17 protein-coding genes are annotated in these 15,671 nt (G+C 69.8%); 9 read left to right on the top strand and 8 right to left on the bottom strand.

The genetic code is table 11. From position 1 onward, the window contains the following. Positions 1–350 precede the first annotated feature (350 nt). The 4 genes from QM582_RS10685 to QM582_RS10670 form a co-directional block, all read right to left on the bottom strand. Positions 351–983 carry a YdeI/OmpD-associated family protein gene (locus QM582_RS10685; protein WP_415084252.1) on the bottom strand — a complete coding sequence of 211 codons (633 nt, stop codon included), beginning with the start codon at positions 981–983 and terminating at the stop codon, positions 351–353. 36 nt (positions 984–1,019) lie between these two features. Next, the gene (locus QM582_RS10680; RefSeq protein ID WP_415084251.1) at positions 1,020–2,774 is read right to left on the bottom strand and encodes an ABC transporter ATP-binding protein; all 1,755 of its coding nucleotides are present in this window, start codon (positions 2,772–2,774) and stop codon (positions 1,020–1,022) included. Continuing rightward, complete coding sequence (locus QM582_RS10675) at positions 2,771–4,615, bottom strand: ABC transporter ATP-binding protein (protein ID WP_415084249.1); 1,845 nt, start codon at positions 4,613–4,615, stop codon at positions 2,771–2,773. Before QM582_RS10675 ends, QM582_RS10680 begins: the two co-directional genes overlap by 4 nt. A 243-nt stretch (positions 4,616–4,858) precedes the next feature. Continuing rightward, positions 4,859–5,524 carry a TetR/AcrR family transcriptional regulator C-terminal domain-containing protein gene (locus tag QM582_RS10670; protein ID WP_415084247.1) on the bottom strand — a complete coding sequence of 222 codons (666 nt, stop codon included), beginning with the start codon at positions 5,522–5,524 and terminating at the stop codon, positions 4,859–4,861. Between the two features lie 59 nt (positions 5,525–5,583). On the opposite strand from QM582_RS10670, the gene QM582_RS10665 reads away from it, so the two are divergent. Both QM582_RS10665 and QM582_RS10660 read left to right on the top strand, forming a co-directional pair. Continuing rightward, entirely contained in the window at positions 5,584–6,522 is a 939-nt protein-coding gene (locus QM582_RS10665) for a zinc-binding alcohol dehydrogenase family protein (RefSeq protein WP_415084245.1), read from the top strand. A 77-nt stretch (positions 6,523–6,599) separates the two neighbouring features. Further along, positions 6,600–7,196 (top strand): HAD family hydrolase, encoded by a 597-nt coding sequence (locus tag QM582_RS10660; RefSeq protein WP_415084244.1) that lies wholly within the window; start codon positions 6,600–6,602, stop codon positions 7,194–7,196. A 70-nt stretch (positions 7,197–7,266) separates the two neighbouring features. On the opposite strand, the gene QM582_RS10655 is transcribed toward QM582_RS10660, so the two are convergent. Further along, a complete protein-coding gene (locus tag QM582_RS10655; RefSeq protein WP_415084242.1) occupies positions 7,267–8,481 on the bottom strand; it encodes a hypothetical protein in 1,215 nt (404 codons plus the stop codon). Continuing rightward, complete coding sequence (locus QM582_RS10650; RefSeq protein ID WP_415084241.1) at positions 8,474–8,956, bottom strand: RNA polymerase sigma factor; 483 nt, start codon at positions 8,954–8,956, stop codon at positions 8,474–8,476. Before QM582_RS10650 ends, QM582_RS10655 begins: the two co-directional genes overlap by 8 nt. 129 nt (positions 8,957–9,085) lie before the next feature. Here QM582_RS10650 and QM582_RS10645 point away from each other — a divergent pair, with 129 nt between their 5' ends. After that, entirely contained in the window at positions 9,086–9,727 is a 642-nt protein-coding gene (locus QM582_RS10645) for a GOLPH3/VPS74 family protein (protein WP_415084239.1), read from the top strand. Between the two features lie 216 nt (positions 9,728–9,943). Here the strand turns inward: QM582_RS10645 and argF are convergent, their stop codons facing one another. Next, entirely contained in the window at positions 9,944–10,939 is a 996-nt protein-coding gene (gene argF, locus QM582_RS10640) for an ornithine carbamoyltransferase (RefSeq protein ID WP_415084237.1), read from the bottom strand. A gap of 58 nt (positions 10,940–10,997) precedes the next feature. Between argF and QM582_RS10635 the strand changes: the two genes are divergently transcribed. From QM582_RS10635 to QM582_RS10620, 4 genes are all read left to right on the top strand, one after another. Next, positions 10,998–11,378, top strand: coding sequence for a phage holin family protein (locus tag QM582_RS10635; RefSeq protein ID WP_415084235.1), 381 nt, complete (start codon positions 10,998–11,000; stop codon positions 11,376–11,378). Position 11,379: 1 nt separating this feature from the next. After that, positions 11,380–11,850 (top strand): low molecular weight protein-tyrosine-phosphatase, encoded by a 471-nt coding sequence (locus QM582_RS10630; protein WP_415084234.1) that lies wholly within the window; start codon positions 11,380–11,382, stop codon positions 11,848–11,850. 62 nt (positions 11,851–11,912) lie between these two features. Next, the gene (locus tag QM582_RS10625; protein WP_415084232.1) at positions 11,913–12,605 is read left to right on the top strand and encodes a response regulator transcription factor; all 693 of its coding nucleotides are present in this window, start codon (positions 11,913–11,915) and stop codon (positions 12,603–12,605) included. Next, positions 12,602–14,047 (top strand): sensor histidine kinase, encoded by a 1,446-nt coding sequence (locus QM582_RS10620; protein WP_415084230.1) that lies wholly within the window; start codon positions 12,602–12,604, stop codon positions 14,045–14,047. Before QM582_RS10625 ends, QM582_RS10620 begins: the two co-directional genes overlap by 4 nt. A gap of 8 nt (positions 14,048–14,055) precedes the next feature. On the opposite strand, the gene QM582_RS10615 is transcribed toward QM582_RS10620, so the two are convergent. Next, entirely contained in the window at positions 14,056–14,277 is a 222-nt protein-coding gene (locus QM582_RS10615; RefSeq protein WP_415084228.1) for a hypothetical protein, read from the bottom strand. A 203-nt stretch (positions 14,278–14,480) separates the two neighbouring features. Here QM582_RS10615 and QM582_RS10610 point away from each other — a divergent pair, with 203 nt between their 5' ends. Then, positions 14,481–14,801 (top strand): hypothetical protein, encoded by a 321-nt coding sequence (locus QM582_RS10610; RefSeq protein WP_415084227.1) that lies wholly within the window; start codon positions 14,481–14,483, stop codon positions 14,799–14,801. Between the two features lie 155 nt (positions 14,802–14,956). After that, complete coding sequence (locus QM582_RS10605) at positions 14,957–15,460, top strand: hypothetical protein (protein WP_415084225.1); 504 nt, start codon at positions 14,957–14,959, stop codon at positions 15,458–15,460. Positions 15,461–15,671 lie beyond the last annotated feature (211 nt).

The following is a 15,671-nucleotide window of genomic DNA, read 5'->3' as shown; positions in this document are numbered from 1 at the left end:
TCAACAAGCTCAAACACCACCGAGCCTTCGCCACCCGCTACGACAAACTCGCCGTCCGCTACACCGCCACCATCCACCTCGCCGTCATCAACGACTGGCTCAAACGACTTACATAACAGGCCCTAGCGATCGGGTGCAGGGAGATCCCGGCGTGCGCCGGGATGACGAAAGGTGCCGGAATGACGAGGGGTGCCGGAATGACGAAGGAGTTTGCCATCCCGGGCATGCCCCGGGGTCTCGATCGGCGATCGGGTGCGGGAATACCCCGACATTCGCCGGGATGACAAAGGGTGACGGAATACGAAGGACGATCGAAAGACGGCGGGTGACGGAAAGACGACGGGTCGGAGTCAGTCCGGCAGCGCCCACTTCGGGATGGTGCCGTAGCGCTGCGTCCTGATCAGGCGTCCGGCAGCCGAATCGGCGATCAGCTCGGCAAGCCGCTTCTGCCGGGTGGCTTCGGTCTTCGCCTGCATCACCCAGCCCACGCAGACCCGCCGGTAGGACGCGGTCGCGCGTCCGTAGAAGAACGCCACCGCCGCCGGATCGGCCCGCAGGGCTGCCTCGTAGTCGTCCGGCAGGGCCAGCTCACCGCCGCGTTCGTAGCTGTACGGGACCTGATCGGGACGCCGGCGCTCGAACGCCGCAACGCCCGACGGCCGCATCTTCCCGGCGGCCGTCAGCTCGCCGACCAGGGCGATGTTCACCTGGCTCCAATTGCTGCCCGGCTTGCGCGGCGTCCAACGCTGCCGGACCGTGTCGTCGTCCAGCCGGTGCATCGAGGAGTCGATCCAGCCCCAGCACAATGCCACCGGCACGGCGTCCGGCCAGGTCAGCCCGCGGTGCGCGGCGTGCTTCTTGAACAACCCGATCCAGAGTTCGGTCTCGCGGTCGTGGTACTCCGCGAGCCAGGCGTCGAAGGCGTCCGGGCCGGAGAAGAACCGGGCCGGACGATCCTCGGTACCGCCGATCCAGGTCTCCATCGGCCCATCATCCCAGCCGAGGTCCAGGAGCCGTCACTACGAACCGTGGGCGTCCCGATACAGCGCGGCGAAAGCCCCCGAGCCCTTGGCCAGCAGTTCGGCGGGGGTCCCGTCGTCGACCACTCGGCCGTCCTCGACGACGAGGACCCGGTCGGTGATGTCCAGGGTGGACAGCCGGTGCGCGATGATCAGCGCGGTGCGTCCGGCGAGCAGCGTGCGCAGCGCATGGTGCAGGGCACGTTCGGTGGGAATGTCCAGCGACGCGGTCGCCTCGTCCAGGATGATCACCGCAGGATCGGCGAGGAACGCCCGGGCGAAGGCGAGCAGTTGCCGCTGGCCGGCCGACAGCCGGGTGCCACGGTGCCGGACGTCGGTGTCGTATCCCTCCGGCAGCGCCGCGATGAAGTGGTGCGCCCCGACCGCCATCGCCGCCTCGGCGACCTGAGCATCGGTGGCGTCCGGCCTGCTCAACCGCAGATTGTCGGCGATGGTGCCGGAGAACAGGAACATCTCCTGGGTGAGCAGCACCACCGTGGAGCGCAGTTCGGCCTCGACGATGTCCTTGAGGTCGACGCCGTCCAGCAGGATGCGTCCGGACGTCGGGTCGTAGAACCGGGCGATCAGCTTCGCGATGGTCGACTTGCCGGCGCCGGTCGACCCCAGCATCGCCACCACCTGGCCGGCCCGCAGCGTCAGGTCGAGGCCGGTGATCTCGCGGGATTCGTCGCGGTACCCGAAACTCACCGAGTCGAACCGGATCTCCCCACGCACCGGACGCGCCAACGACACCGGATCCGCCGGCTCCGGCACGCTCGGCTCGGCGGCCAGGAACTCGGTGATCTTCCGGGCCCCCGCGAACGCCGTCAGCGACTGATCCATCACGTTGGCGGTCGATTGGACGGCGCTGAACAGCATGCCGACGTAGAGGATGAAGGCGGCCAGCGCTCCCAGCGGCATGACACCGGCCATCACCCGGAGCCCGCCGACGGTCAGGGTGGCCATGGTGGCCAGCGCGATCCCGGCCGCCATGGACGCGTAGTAGGTGCTCATCGTGGCGGTGAGCCGGCGGGACAATTGCCGCAGCTCGGCAGCACTGCGATCGAACTCGTCGCTGTGCAGCGACTCGGCGCCCAGCGACTGCACCACGGCGACAGCACCGAGCGGCTCGACCGCGCGAGCGGTGACCTGGGCGATGGCGTCCCGCTGGGCGATCCTGGCCGGAGCCATCCGGCGCACCCGCCAGACGATCAGCACCACCACTGGCAGCAACGCGGCGAGCACCGTGCCCGCGACCACGACGTCCAGCAGCAGCATCGCGACCAGGACGCCGACGACCATCAGCGCGGCGGTCAGCAGCCCCGACAGCACCATCGCGAACACGGTGCTGACCGTGTCCACATCGGCGGTCAGCCGGGAGACGATGACGCCCGTCGACCACCGCTCGTGGTAGGCGATCGGCAGCCGGGCGAAGGCGGCATCCACCTCGCGGCGCAGGTCGTAGGTGACCATCTCGCCGATCCGGCCGATGCCGCGGCGCGCCACGACGGTGAGCAGCCAGGTCAGCGCGCCCGCGACCACCAACACCACAGCGATCCAGATCAGCGGACCGTAGTCGCCGCGGCGGGTGGGCTCGACCGCCGCCTCGATGCCGAACGCGACCAGGCGCGGCCCGATCAACTGCAACGCCACCACCACGACCGACACGGTCAGCAGCAGCGCCAGCCGGCCCCGGTACGGCCGGGCCAACTCCACCATCAGCCGCACCGGACCTCTGGTCACCATGCCACTCATCCGGGCTCCTCCGCGCTGGGTTGATCGTCGGAGGGGGGTTGATCGTCGGAGAGGGGCTGGTCGCCGAAGAGGGGCTGGTCGCCGGAGGGTGGTCGGCCGTCGGAAGGAGACGGGTTGTCCACGGCGGACTGATCGTCGGCGATCATCACGCGGCGATACTCGGCGCTGCTGTTCAGCAGTTCCTGGTGGCTGCCGACGGCGACCACCCGTCCGTCCTGCAGCACCGCGACCCGATCGGCCAGCATCGCCGTGGTCGGACGCCGGGCGATCAACAGGGTGGTGGTGCCGGCGACGACCTCGCGCAACCGTCCGAGCAGCGCCGCCTCGGTGCGCACGTCCAGCGCCGAGGTGGGGTCGTCCAGAATCAGGACGCGGGGACGTCCCAACAGCGCCCGGCCCAGCGCGAGCCGTTGCCGCTGCCCACCGGACAGCGTCAGCCCGCGCTCGCCGACGACGGTGTCGGGGCCGTCCGGCAGGTCGTCGACGAACCGGGCCTGCACCACGTCGATCGCCTCGGCCATCCGATCCGCGGTGACACCAGGACGTCCGGCCCGCAGATTGTCGGCGACGCGGTGCGAGAACAACACGGCCTCTTCGAACGCCACGCCGACCTGCCCGCGCAACTCGTCCGGGTCGAGATCGCGCACATCGTGACCGTCGATCAACACCCGGCCGGAGGTCGGGTCGGCCAGCCGGTTCACCAGCGAGGCCAGCGTGCTCTTGCCCGACCCGGTCGCGCCCACCAACGCCACCGTCTCGCCGGCCCCCACCTCCAAGTCGATGCCGGCCAGCACCGGAGCGTCGGCGTCCGGGTAGCTGAAGTACACCTCCTCGAAGCGGAGCCGCGCGCCGCCCCCGGCCGGCAGCGGCGCCGGTTCCTGCGGGCCACGCACCCGCTCGTCGGTGTCGAACGCGTCGCCGAGCCGCTCGGCGGCCACGGTCACCGACTGAAGCGTCGCCAGGTTGAATCCGAGCGCGGTCAGCGGGAACTGCACCCGGCCGAAGTACGCCGCGAACGCGACCAGTTCACCGACGCTGAGCACACCGTGCGCCACCAGCGCGATGCCGGCCACGATCAGCCCGGCCAACACCAACATGGGATAGCCCTGGGTGACCCCGAAACTGCGCGACGAGGCGTCCACCACGACCATCTGCGCGTCACGGGAGAGCCGGGATAGTCGGTCGAACCGGGCTCGGACGGCCGGACCGCCGCCGACCCCCTTCCACACCCGCACCCCGACCGCGGACTCCTCACTCGCCGCGGCAAGATCACCGGCACACCGGCGGGCATCGGCCAGCGCCTGGCGCATCCGGTTCCGGGCCCGCCACATCGCCCAGGTCAGCGGCGACAACGCGGCCAGCGCGGCCAAGCCCAAGACCGGCTGAATCGCCACCATCATCGTCGTGGCGGCCACCAGACTGGCGACGGTGGACACCAGCATGGCGGAGGTCTGGGTGTACCAGAAGCCGATCTGCTCCACATCGCCCACCAGCCGGGCGACCGCGTGACCGGTCCCGGTCTGGTGATGGTAGGACGGCCGCTGCCGCAACAACCTGCCGAACAGGTCCGTCCGCAGCTCGTACTCCAGATTCGCGCCGTCGGGGGTCGGCAGGAAGCGGGCCAGGAACGCCAGCGCCTCCAGCACCATCAGCCCGACCAGGATCCACACGCTGCGCCACAGCCCGGCGACGTCCCCGGCGGCCACCGGACCGTCGATCGCGCCGGCGATCACCAGCGGCACGATCATCTGCACCACCAGGGCGACCACATCGCCGGTCACCATCACCGCGACCCGGACCCGGTACGACCGCAGCCGCGGTCGGAGCCGATCGATGCCCATCGCTGCCTTCCTGCGTCCTGCTGGTGGGTGGCCCGGCCACGGACGCGGGTCGCGCTGCCGGCGTCCGTCGCTGCGAGCAACAAGCAGACTGCCACACGCCACCCAGTTCCGACACACCGCCCTGTTCCACGGCATCGCGCGAGTGGCCGGAGGCTCCCACCGACCTCGGCCTCGCCGCCCGCCGAACCGGTAAACCCCTGCCCAACTATCTGCGCCCTCCCACCTGCGGGAGGGTGCAGATAGTTACCGGTCGAGGCTCCCGGACGCGGTCAGCGCGCCGACCAGCCGCGCCAGCACCCGTTCGAAACGGGCCTCGGGATCGGCGAACATCAACCGGCCCGCCTGCGACATCAGCGGATGCGTCTCGGCGCCGAGTCGGGCGTCCCGCTCGGCCAGGTCGTAGCTGGCGGGATCGGCCTCCCGGGCCTGGCGCACGCCCTGCTCCTCCGCGGTCCAGCCGATGGTGAAGTGCATCACGATCTGCCAGGTGTCCAGGACCTCCTCGAGGCTGCGACCGGCGGCGACCAGCGCGGCGAGCGGCCGCTCCTGCACCTGGATCAGGCTGATGTCGGTGAGCCTCCGCCCGGCGAAGACGGTGGCGCCGTCGCGGTGCCCCAGCATGGTCGCGCGCAGCGTCCGGGCAGCCTCGACCAGCCCGCACGCCAGGTCGTGCTCCGGTTCGTCGAACAGCTTCACCGTGGCCGCCCGCCACATGCTCGTCCCCATCTCGTCGAGCAGATCGGCCTTGTCGGCGACATGCCAGTACAACGCCGCTGCCTGGACGCCGAGCCGCGCCGCCACCTTGCGCATGGTGAGCCCGTCGAGTCCGTGCTCGTCGAGCACCTGGAACGCCGCCTGCACGATCTGATCGCGGGTCAGCCCGCGTCCGACGCCGCCCGCCTTGATCATTGAACAATGTTAAGTGATACTGGAGACGTCAGCATTTAACATCGTTCAATGGAGTTGCCATGCGCGCAGCAGTCGTCACCGCTCCCGGCGCCATCCCGGTCGCCGGAACGTTCGCCGAGCCCGAACTCGTCCCCGGATCGGAACTCGTCGAGGTGGTCGCGGCGGGGATCCACCCGGTCGTCCGCAGCCTCGTCTCCGGGCAGCACTACGGCTCGACCGACAGCTGGCCGAAGATCCCCGGCGTGGACGCCGTCGCCCGCCGGTCGGACGGCAGCCTCTGCTACACCGGCTTCACGGCCGATCCCTATGGCACCTTCGCCGAGCGGGCCGCCGTCCGGCTCACCCTCCCGGTGCCGGACGACGCCGACCCCGCCACGCTCGCCGCCGGGATGAACCCGGGAATGGCGTCCTGGTTGCCGCTCACCGCCCACCTGAAGGAGCCCGCGCAGGCGTCCGTCCTGATCCTCGGCGCCACCGGCAGCGCCGGACGCCTGGCCGTCCAGAACTGCCGGGCGCTCGGCGTCCCGCAGGTGCTCGCCGCCGGCCGCAATCCGGACGCGCTGGCCCGCACCGCGGAGCTCGCCGGCTGCGCCACGGTCACTCTGGACGCCGACGCGCTGGGCGACGCGGTCGCGGAGTATCAGCCCGACCTCGTGCTGGACTTCCTGTGGGGCCCGGTCGCCGAGGTGGCCCTGACCGCCCTGGGCACGCGCGGACTCGCCACCGTCGCGCACCCGGTCAGCTACGTGGAGATCGGGGCGGCGGCGGGTGCCACCGCCGCGGTGCCGGCGGCGGTGCTGCGCAGCCGGTCCGTGACCCTGATCGGCAGCGGCGCCGGATCGGTCGCCCACGACACACTGGCCCGGGCTGCGGCGAGCTATGCGGAACTCATCGCCTCCGGCGCCGTTCAGGTGGACGCCGTCCGCTACCCGCTGGACGACATCGCCGCCGCCTGGGCGGACACCAGCAGCGAGCATCGGGCCGTGGTCACGTTCTGAGGAGAAACACCCGTTCTCAGGCCGCGGCGATGAGAGACGGCAGGCACGACGACGGGACTGCCGTCATGATGGCGTTCATGATCCGCGCCGTCGTCTTCGACCTGGGCCAGGTGCTCTCCTCGCCGCCCGACATCCACTCCCACCCGGCCGGCCTGCTCGGCGTCGCGACCGAGGATTTCGCCGCGGGCTACTGGCATGGCCGCCGCGAGTACGACGAGGGCTCCTCCGACGACGCCTATTGGGGCCCGTTGCTGACCCGGCTCGGGCTACCGGCGACGGCCGAGAACGTGGAATTACTGGCCACCACGGACGCCACCATCTGGACCCGGATCCGTCCCTCCGCGGAGCGGCTGATCGCCGACACCAAGGCGTCCGGACGCCTCACCGGCCTGCTCTCCAACGCGCCCCGGCCGCTGGGGGACGCCATCGAGGCCGCGCCCTGGCGCCGGCACTTCGACCGGGTCTACGTGTCGGCGCTGATCGGCGCGGCCAAGCCGAGGCGGGAGATCTACGACCACGCCGCCGCCGACCTGGGCGTGGAGCCGTCCGCGATCGCCTTCGTGGACGACCGTCCCGAGAACGTGGACGGCGCCCTAGCCGCCGGCTGGCAGGCTCATCTGTGGGTGGACGACGACGACACCCGGGCCTGGTTGGCCGACTGCGGCGTGCTCTGAGCACGGCCGATCGCTACGACCGTCCTGGAGCCTCAGGCGACCTTGTCGCCGTAGAACTCCCGTCGAGGACCTACCTCGACGGCGTGGGCTTGGCACTGGGCTGCACCGCGCTGCTGGATGCCACCGACGGCACGGCCCCGGGCACGTCGTCCGACGGCGCGCACAGCTTCGCGGCCTGGCCGTTGCCGGAGACGAACACCAGCGGTTCCTGCAACACGGCGTGGCAGGCATCCTCGGTGAGCCGGCGGCTGCCGGAAGCGTCGACGATGCCGTTGCCCTGACAGCCGGAGTACCGCAGCACCACGTCGGTCACCTCGCTGCCGCGCCACAGCCGGGCCAGCGCCGCCATGCCACCCGGGCTGGTGCAGGACCGGTCGTCCGGCCCGGAACCCTTCGGCGCGGCCGCCAGGCTCTTGGCCACATCCCGTCCCCGCGCCCGATCGAGCAGCGTCGAGGCGACCAGTTGCGCCGGCGTGACGCCCAGGTCGTACTGGCACAGCGAGACCCGGTCGAGGTTGTTCCGGCCGACGGTGGCTGCCGACGCCCCGACCTCGAGCGTGCTCTGTGCGGGGCAGCCGTTGGGATCGCTGCCGCTGAGCGGACGCACCGAGTCGACGATCTGGGCGGCGACCTGGGCGAACGACTCGGTGTGCACCACCTCGACCAGGTAGCCGGCCACCTCCTTGCTGGTGGTCGCCGTCCAGCCCGACGGCAGGTCCCAGCCGCGATCGGTGGCGCCCACCGCGCGCACGGTCACGAACATCTGCAGTTGCTGTTCGGGCAGATTGCGCTGGCACAAGATGCCCCGCGTCGCGCGCAACTCCGGCGCCAGCGCCACGAACGGCCGGGAGACCGGCTGTGGGGGCGGCGCCGAGCACCAGTCGGTGGACGGCGCGTAGGCGTAAACCCAGTAGTCCGGCACCTGATAGCTGAGCACCCGGTAGGACTCCCAGCGCCACCCCGGACGGGCCGCGACGGTCGGTGCCCGGCTTGCCGTCGCGGTGTCGTCCGGCGCCCCCTCGGCGGCAGCCCCCGGCACCGCCGACGTCGAAGCGCCGCCCCCGAACCGCCCGATGGCGAAGGGAACCGCTACCGCCGCGATCACCGCCACCGCGGCCACCAGCGGTAGCCAGCGTGGCATCGCGACGCGTCCGCGCGCCGGGCGCGGCGGCTGCAGCGGCTGGAAGAGAGGCGCCTCGGCATGCTGCCGCAGCCCCTCGCGGAAGGCCTGTTCGGCCCGGTCCTCGCGGTCGTCGGGCACGGTGGGTTCGGTCGGCTCAGTCATCGGAGTCCTCGATCAGTCGAGTGCGCAGCCGGGTCAGCGCGCGGTGCACGTGGGAGCGGGCGGTGGTCTCGGGGCAGCCGAGGATGGCGGCGATCTCGGCATAGTCCAGGTCGTCGTAGAAGCGCAGCGCGACCGCCGCCCGCTGCATCGGCGGCAGGCTCTCGCACAGCTGCCAGGCCAGTTCGGCGTCCGTCACCTCGCCGGCGTGGTCGGGGGTGACGGCATGCAGTTCGTCGCTGACCTGCTCGCGGCCGGTACGGCGCCAGCGGCTGATGCTGGCGTTGACGATGCTGCGTTTGACGTAGGCGTCCACATTGCCGGCGGCACTCACCCGACTCCAGCGCGGGTACAGCCCGAGCAGGGCGTCCTGCACCAGGTCGCGGGCGTCCTCGGCGTTGCGGACGACCAGATAGGCGAAGCGCTGCAGCGCCACCGACCGGGTGGCGACATAGTCCTCGAACCGAACCGTGGTCACCGGCGCCTCCTGCACAAGCGTCATTCCCTGCACACGCGGCGCGGCGGTGCGGCGTTGCAGCGACCAGGCATGATTTTGCCATCCAATCGCACACCGCCAACCTCACGACGAGGCCGACAAGGGGGATCCATGCTGCTGGCCGAGGACGTCCTGCTGCTCGCCACCGACGACGACACCGGGAAGAAGCAGAGCCGCTACACCGACCTGCTGGTCGCCGGAGGACTGCTCAGCGATCTGGCGCTGGCCGGCAACGTGCGGGTCACCGAGCCGGGTGAGTCGGTCCGGAAGAACCGGGTGGTGAGCGTTCCGGACGCGCCCTGGCCGACCGATCCCCTGCTCGCCGACGCCCTCACGGTGATCAACGAGAAGCCCAAGTGGTTCGCGTCCATGCTGGTGGAACGGCTCAGCCGCAAGCTGGTGGACGTGGTCTACCAGCGCCTGGCCCGCGCCGAGCTGGTCAGCCGGACGCCGCACCGGGTCCTCGGCCTGGTGCCCACCACCCGCTGGGTCAGCGTGGACGGCCGGCACGAGAACGAACTGCGCACCCAACTCGACGAGGTGTTCCTGTTCGGCGTGGAACCCGATCCACACACCGCAGCCCTGGCCGCGCTGCTCGCCGGCTCCGACCTGCTGGTGCCCGTCATCGGCCGCGGACGATCCGTCGACCGTCGCGCGCTCAAGCGCCGCGGCAAGGAAATGCTCAAGCAGTACTGGCCGGCACAGGCGATGGAGACCGCCTTCCAGAGCCGGGATGGTGCCGCCGCGGGCTGAAGCCTGAACCCCGCCCCGCGGCCCCGACGGGCGCCGCAGGTCCTCCCCGCACGGCCCTCCGTGAGGGCCACCGAAGGGCCGGTGCGATGGGGAACTCCCGAAAAGCCCAGAGTCGATTGCCCGTCACCGGCGTGTCACCTGCTTTTTCGGCATCGACTCTGGGGTTTTCGGGATCGCCCTCGACTCCCGCGGCAAAGGTGGGGTGGGGTTCGAGGCTCAGTGACCGGCGAGCGTCGCGATCAGGATCGCCTTGATGGTGTGCAAACGGTTCTCGGCCTGCTCGAAGACCAGGGACGCCGGCGACTCGAAGACCTCCTCGGTCACCTCGAACACCTCCCGGCCGGTCTCGGCCAGGATCTGCTGCGAGACCGTGGTGTCCAGGTCGTGGTAGCTGGGCAGGCAGTGCATGAACTTCACGTCCGGGTTCTCGGTGCGCTCCAGCAGCTCGGTGGTCACCCGGTACGGGGTGAGCAGTTCGATCCGGTCGGCCCAGACCTCCTTGGGCTCACCCATCGACACCCAGATGTCGGTGTGCACGAAGTCGACGCCCTTGACCGCCGCCACGTCCTCGGTGATGGTCACCCGGGCACCGGTCCCGGCACCGATCCGGCGCGCGGTGGCGACCAGTTCGGGTTCGGGCTGCAGCGCCGCGGGGGCGACGATCCGGACGTCCATGCCCATCATCGCGCCGGCGATCAGCAGCGACCGGCCCTGGTTGAACCGGGCGTCCCCGACGTAGGCGAAGCTGATGTCGCGGTCCTCCAGCCCGGACGACTCGCGCATGGTGAACATGTCGCACAGGCTCTGGGTGGGGTGCCACTCGTCGGTCAGGCCGTTCCACACCGGCACGCTGCTGTGCTTGGCCAGGGTCTCCACGATCTGCTGCCGCGAACCGCGGTACTGGATGCCGTCGTAGAACCGGGAGAGCACCCGCGCGGTGTCGGCGATCGACTCCTTGTGCCCCATGTGGGCGCCGGTCTCGTCGAAGTAGCTGACGTTGGCGCCCTGATGGTAGGCGGCCACCTCGAACGACGACCGGGTCCGGGTGGAGGGCTTCTCGAAGATCAGCGCGATGGTCAGCCCGTCCAGCCGCTTCACCTCGCGACGGGTGCGGCGCGCCTTCTTCACCTCGGCGGAGAGGTCGAGCAGCTCCCGCCACTCGGCCGGGCTGAAGTCAAGCTCCTTGAGGAAGTGACGCTGGTGCAGGTTCACGATGAGCCCATCTGTCGGTCGATTCGATAGGAGAACTCTGCCATGACAGAATTCAGTCATGGTCATGCGCTTCCTGTTCAGTGCCGCGGCTCTGGCGTTCGCCACCTGGCTGGTGCCCGGAATTCGCATGACGGCGACCGAGCCGCAGGACGTCTTTCTCGGCATCCTCGCCGTCGCGGTCATCTTCGGCGTGGTGAATGCCCTGGTCAAACCACTGTTCGCGTTCGCGTCCGCGCCTCTGCTGCTGATCACCCTGGGCCTGTTCCTGCTGGTCATCAACGCGCTGATGCTGATGCTGACCTCGTGGGTCGCCGGGCAGTTGCATCTGGGCTGGCAGGTGGACGGGTTCTGGTCGGCGTTCTGGGGCGGACTGATCGTCTCCATCGTGTCGTTCATCCTGAACTCGTCGTTCACCTCGCGCAGCGAGGTCAACCGCTGACATGGTCGAGGTCGTCTTCGTCTGCTGGGGCAACATCTGCCGCTCGCCGATGGCCGAACGGGTGGCCCGCGGCTGGGCCGACCGCGAGGGCCTGACCGGGGTGCGGTTCACCTCGGCGGGAACCTCCAGCGAAGAGCTCGGGGAGCCGATCGACGCGCGGGCGCAACGCGTCCTGGCCCGTGCCGGCTACACCACCGGCGGTCACCGGGCGCACCAGATCAGCGCCGCCGAGATCCGGGACGCCGACCTGGTGATCGCCATGGAGGACCTGCACCTGTCCCGGATGCGCCGGCTCGTCCCGGACGCCGACAACCTGGCGCTGCTCACCGACTTCGACCCGGACGCCGTGCCCGGCTCCGGCGTCCCCGACCCCTGGTACGGCTCGGCGGACGGCTTCAACGGCACCCTGGCCGCAATCGAGGCGGCCATGCCGGGCGTCCTGGAACGGGTCCGAGAGCTTGCCAGCCGGTAGTGCCTGGGCCCTTCCCGGCCGGTCTCACCGACCGGACGCGCGGGGCGTGGCAGGCTGATCCTATGCACATCCTCGTTGTCGACGACGATCAAGCCGTCCGGGACTCGCTGGCCCGCTCCTTGCAGTATTCGGGCTATGAGGTGACCGCCGCCGGGGACGGGCTGGAGGCACTGGCCCGGCTCTCCGGGCTGCGTCCGGACGCCGTGATCATGGACGTCATGATGCCCCGCCTGGACGGTCTGGAGACCACCCGGATGCTGCGTTCCACGGGAAACGACGTACCGATCCTGGTGCTCACCGCCCGGGACGCGGTCAACGACCGGGTGGACGGCCTGGACGCCGGCGCCGACGACTACATGGCCAAGCCGTTCGCCCTGGACGAGTTGCTGGCGCGGCTGCGCGCGCTCACCCGGCGCTCGAAGCCGGCCGAGCAGGACCATGCCGACAGCGAGGTGCTCACCTTCGCCGACCTGTCGCTCGACCCGCAGACCCGCGAGGTGCAGCGGGCCGGACGCCGGATCAGCCTGACCCGCACCGAGTTCGCCCTGCTGCAGACCTTCCTGGAACACCCGCGCAAGGTGCTGGAGCGCGGCTGGCTGCTCAACGAGGTCTGGGGCTTCGACTTCCCGGCCACCGCGAACTCGCTGGAGGTCTACATCGGCTATCTGCGCCGCAAGACCGAAGGTGAAGGGGCGACCCGGCTGATCCACACCGTCCGCGGAATCGGGTACGTGCTGCGCGAGACCCCCCCGTGACCGGCCGGCTGAGCCGACTGCTGGCCGTCCGGGACTGGCCGCTGCGCGACCGGCTGGCCGTCCTGGTGGCGGCCGCGGTGGCGTCCGCGGTGGCGTTGACCGGCGTGGCCGCCTGGTTGATCACCCGGGTCACCGTCTACAACCAGCTGGACAGCGAGCTGGTGGACGTGGCCGCGGTGACGGCGAACTGGGTCGCGGTCGACATCCAGGGCATGGGCGGCCTGGACACCAACGCTTTGAAGGCCGCGAACGTGACCATGATGCTGGTCCGTGCCGACAGCCGGGTGAGCAATCTGCCCGGGGCCACGGTCAGCCTGCTCCCGAACGTGGAGGAGCTTTCGGTCGCCCGACGGCAGCAGGGCTCGTCGGCGCGCACCGTGGTGGCGTCCAACGGTCAGCCGTACCGGGTCGTCGCCGTGCCGCTGACCGCCGAGAACGAGAAGTACGCCCTGGTGTTGGGGCGTCCGCTGGAGGCCACCAACAGCATCCTGGCCACCCTGGGCTGGTCGCTGGCCATCTTCGGCTTCCTCGGCGTCGGCGTCTCCAGCGCCATCGGCGTGGTGATCGCACGGTCCGCGATCCGTCCGATGCGGCGGCTCACCGAGGCGGTCACGCACGTCACCGACACCAACGAACTGACCCCGATCACCATCGAGGGCAGCGGCGAACTGGCCGATCTGGGCCGGTCGTTCAACACCATGCTCAACTCGTTGCAGCTGTCCCGGGAGCGGCAGCGCCGGCTGATCGCGGACGCCGGCCACGAGCTCCGCACCCCGCTCACCTCGCTGCGCACCAACGTGGAGTTGCTGGTCGCCGACGAGCGCAGCCGGATGCTGCCCGAGGGTGCGCGTTCCGACATCCTGCGCGACATCGCCGGTCAGCTGGGCGAGTTCACCACCCTGGTCGGCGACCTGGTCCACCTCAGCCGCGAGGACGTGGTGGAACCGCATCCCGAGCCGATCGACCTGCGCGACGTGGTGCAGAGCGCGATCGCCCGGGCCAAGCGGCGCGGGCCGTCCCTCACCTTCGACGTCGAACTCAACCCGCTCTACCTGGTCGGCGAGCCGGATTCGCTGGAGCGGGCGATCACCAACCTGCTCGACAACGCGGTGAAATTCTCGCCGTTGGGCGGCACCGTGCACGTCCTGCTGGAGGGCGACCGGCTGCGGATCTCCGATCAGGGCCCGGGCATCCCCGACGACGAGCTCCCGCACGTCTTCGACCGGTTCTGGCGCTCCCCCTCGGCCCGCAACACCCCCGGTTCGGGGCTCGGCCTGTCCATCGTGGCGCAGACCATCAAGGCGCACGGCGGCTGGGTGAAGGCGGGCCGGTCCGCCGAGGGCGGTGCCGAGTTCATCGTCCGACTGCCAGGCAGTTCCACCCCGCCCGAAGACGAGATCGAGGACGAGGCGACCGCGCTGTTGCCGCGGGTCAGCCCCTAGTCAGGTGCCTATTCGGCGTCCGACTCCCCCACCGGTTGGCGCTGGACGCCGAAGGTGAAGGTGCGGACCGCGACCGGGGCGTCCGGCGTGTCGGACGCTGCGGGCGCCGCTCCGGACGCCGGGGCCGGGCGAACACCCGGCTGCACCGGACGGACCGGCTCCCCCAGCGCAGCGCGCACGGCGTCGCCGACCGCGCTGCTGGACGGCTGGAATTTGCGGGTCTCGGCCATGGTCGAATCCTAACCGCACCCCGTCGACGCCGGGCCTCCGTCACGGCTGCCCGGCAGGGCGACGCCCCCGAAGGGGGTGCGGTATCCACCTGCTGATGATGATGAACACCTTCACCGCGAAAGTGTCATAGCCGGCTGCTCAGCTTTCACGGCTTGACCTTGCTGGAGAGTGCAGGATATGGTTTCCGCACCTCCCGAAGGATTTGGCGATCATCATGAAGTTGCGCTCAACCATCGCCGCCGTTGCCGCAGGCGGGTTGCTGTTCGCCCTGGCCCCCGCCTCAGCAGCTCGCGCTGACGGCCCCTACAGCAAGAACGTCGCCTGCGTCAGCCAGCATGTTGTCGAAGGAAAGGTAGGGGGGACGTTCATGCTGGACGTCAAAGCGGCCGGTGCAGTGAACTCCGGATACGGCTACCCGTCGCCAATCACGATCTATGCGACCTCCACGGCGGGGTCGGGCAAAGTCACGGTAAGCTCAACCGGTTCCATCAATTTGTGGAACGGGTATTGCGTTCACGCGTGAGCCGCAACTCACGATTACGTGCTGCGGCCGGAGCATTGATCGTATCCCTCCTCGTTGGATGCACTCAGGCCAGCGCACCCGTGCAGGAATTTCCGTCTGCAAGCACTCGCCCTAATGATGGGTGGCGGCCGAAGGAGCCTCTGCCCCATGAGACCGTGAGCGAGACCGAAGCCAAAACCCTGCGCGATGGCTATCTGGCACAGTTGGCCAAGGAGTTGAGCGTCGATCCGAGTACAGCCCCGGCGCTAGTTCGATGGATTTATCCGGACCAACGTGGCGCGGTCTATGCCGCATGTATGGGCGAGCGTGGGTTCACAGTAACTCCCAGCTCCGGCGGCACAGGCATCAGCGGCCACGTTCCACCGTCGCAACAGTCGGCATACAACCAAGCATTCTTCGAATGTGAAGCTAAGTACACGGTGGATGCTCGAGCCATGCGCCCACCAAGCCCGGCCCTGTTGGGTGTGGCCTACGACTACACCGTGGAGTGGCTGATCCCGTGCCTTGCCAAGAACGGATATCCGAACGTGGAGCCACCATCGAGCCGCGCCACGTACGTTGCCTCCGGTGGGGACTGGCAAGGCTATCCATCCTCCGATGAGAAGATACTGGGCCTGTGCCCTCCGCAGCCACCCAACTCTGTCGTATTCGGTGAATAGCGCGGAACTAGCGCTGGTTCAGGCAGCCCTAGGGAAATCCGCGTCACCGTTGGTGGCCCAGACTGTACGATTCCGCCATGGCTGAGGAGACACCGGTCGCGAGGTTGCAGCGCTCGCGGGTAGGTCGCTGGGTGGTTGCAGCGATCTTGGTGGTTGGGTGTGTCACGGCTGCTTTCTGGGCGGGCAGGGTGACCATGCAGCCAGCCGCGAC

Origin of the sequence: Micropruina sp. (assembly GCF_047607385.1) — a bacterium.
Taxonomy (GTDB): Bacteria; Actinomycetota; Actinomycetes; order Propionibacteriales; family Propionibacteriaceae; genus Micropruina.
The sequence above is the reverse complement of the archived record's forward strand: the minus strand, read 5'-3'. Positions and strand labels throughout refer to the sequence as shown.

Excerpts from the sequence above, each read along its gene's own strand:
- QM582_RS10685 (WP_415084252.1), bottom strand. The coding sequence starts at position 983 with ATGGAGACCTGGATCGGCGGTACCGAGGATCGTCCGGCCCGGTTCTTC.
- QM582_RS10680 (WP_415084251.1), bottom strand. The coding sequence starts at position 2,774 with ATGAGTGGCATGGTGACCAGAGGTCCGGTGCGGCTGATGGTGGAGTTG.
- QM582_RS10675 (WP_415084249.1), bottom strand. The coding sequence starts at position 4,615 with ATGGGCATCGATCGGCTCCGACCGCGGCTGCGGTCGTACCGGGTCCGG.
- QM582_RS10670 (WP_415084247.1), bottom strand. The coding sequence starts at position 5,524 with ATGATCAAGGCGGGCGGCGTCGGACGCGGGCTGACCCGCGATCAGATC.
- QM582_RS10665 (WP_415084245.1), top strand. The coding sequence starts at position 5,584 with ATGCGCGCAGCAGTCGTCACCGCTCCCGGCGCCATCCCGGTCGCCGGA.
- QM582_RS10660 (WP_415084244.1), top strand. The coding sequence starts at position 6,600 with ATGATCCGCGCCGTCGTCTTCGACCTGGGCCAGGTGCTCTCCTCGCCG.
- QM582_RS10655 (WP_415084242.1), bottom strand. The coding sequence starts at position 8,481 with ATGACTGAGCCGACCGAACCCACCGTGCCCGACGACCGCGAGGACCGG.
- QM582_RS10645 (WP_415084239.1), top strand. The coding sequence starts at position 9,086 with ATGCTGCTGGCCGAGGACGTCCTGCTGCTCGCCACCGACGACGACACC.
- QM582_RS10635 (WP_415084235.1), top strand. The coding sequence starts at position 10,998 with ATGGTCATGCGCTTCCTGTTCAGTGCCGCGGCTCTGGCGTTCGCCACC.
- QM582_RS10630 (WP_415084234.1), top strand. The coding sequence starts at position 11,380 with ATGGTCGAGGTCGTCTTCGTCTGCTGGGGCAACATCTGCCGCTCGCCG.
- QM582_RS10625 (WP_415084232.1), top strand. The coding sequence starts at position 11,913 with ATGCACATCCTCGTTGTCGACGACGATCAAGCCGTCCGGGACTCGCTG.
- QM582_RS10615 (WP_415084228.1), bottom strand. The coding sequence starts at position 14,277 with ATGGCCGAGACCCGCAAATTCCAGCCGTCCAGCAGCGCGGTCGGCGAC.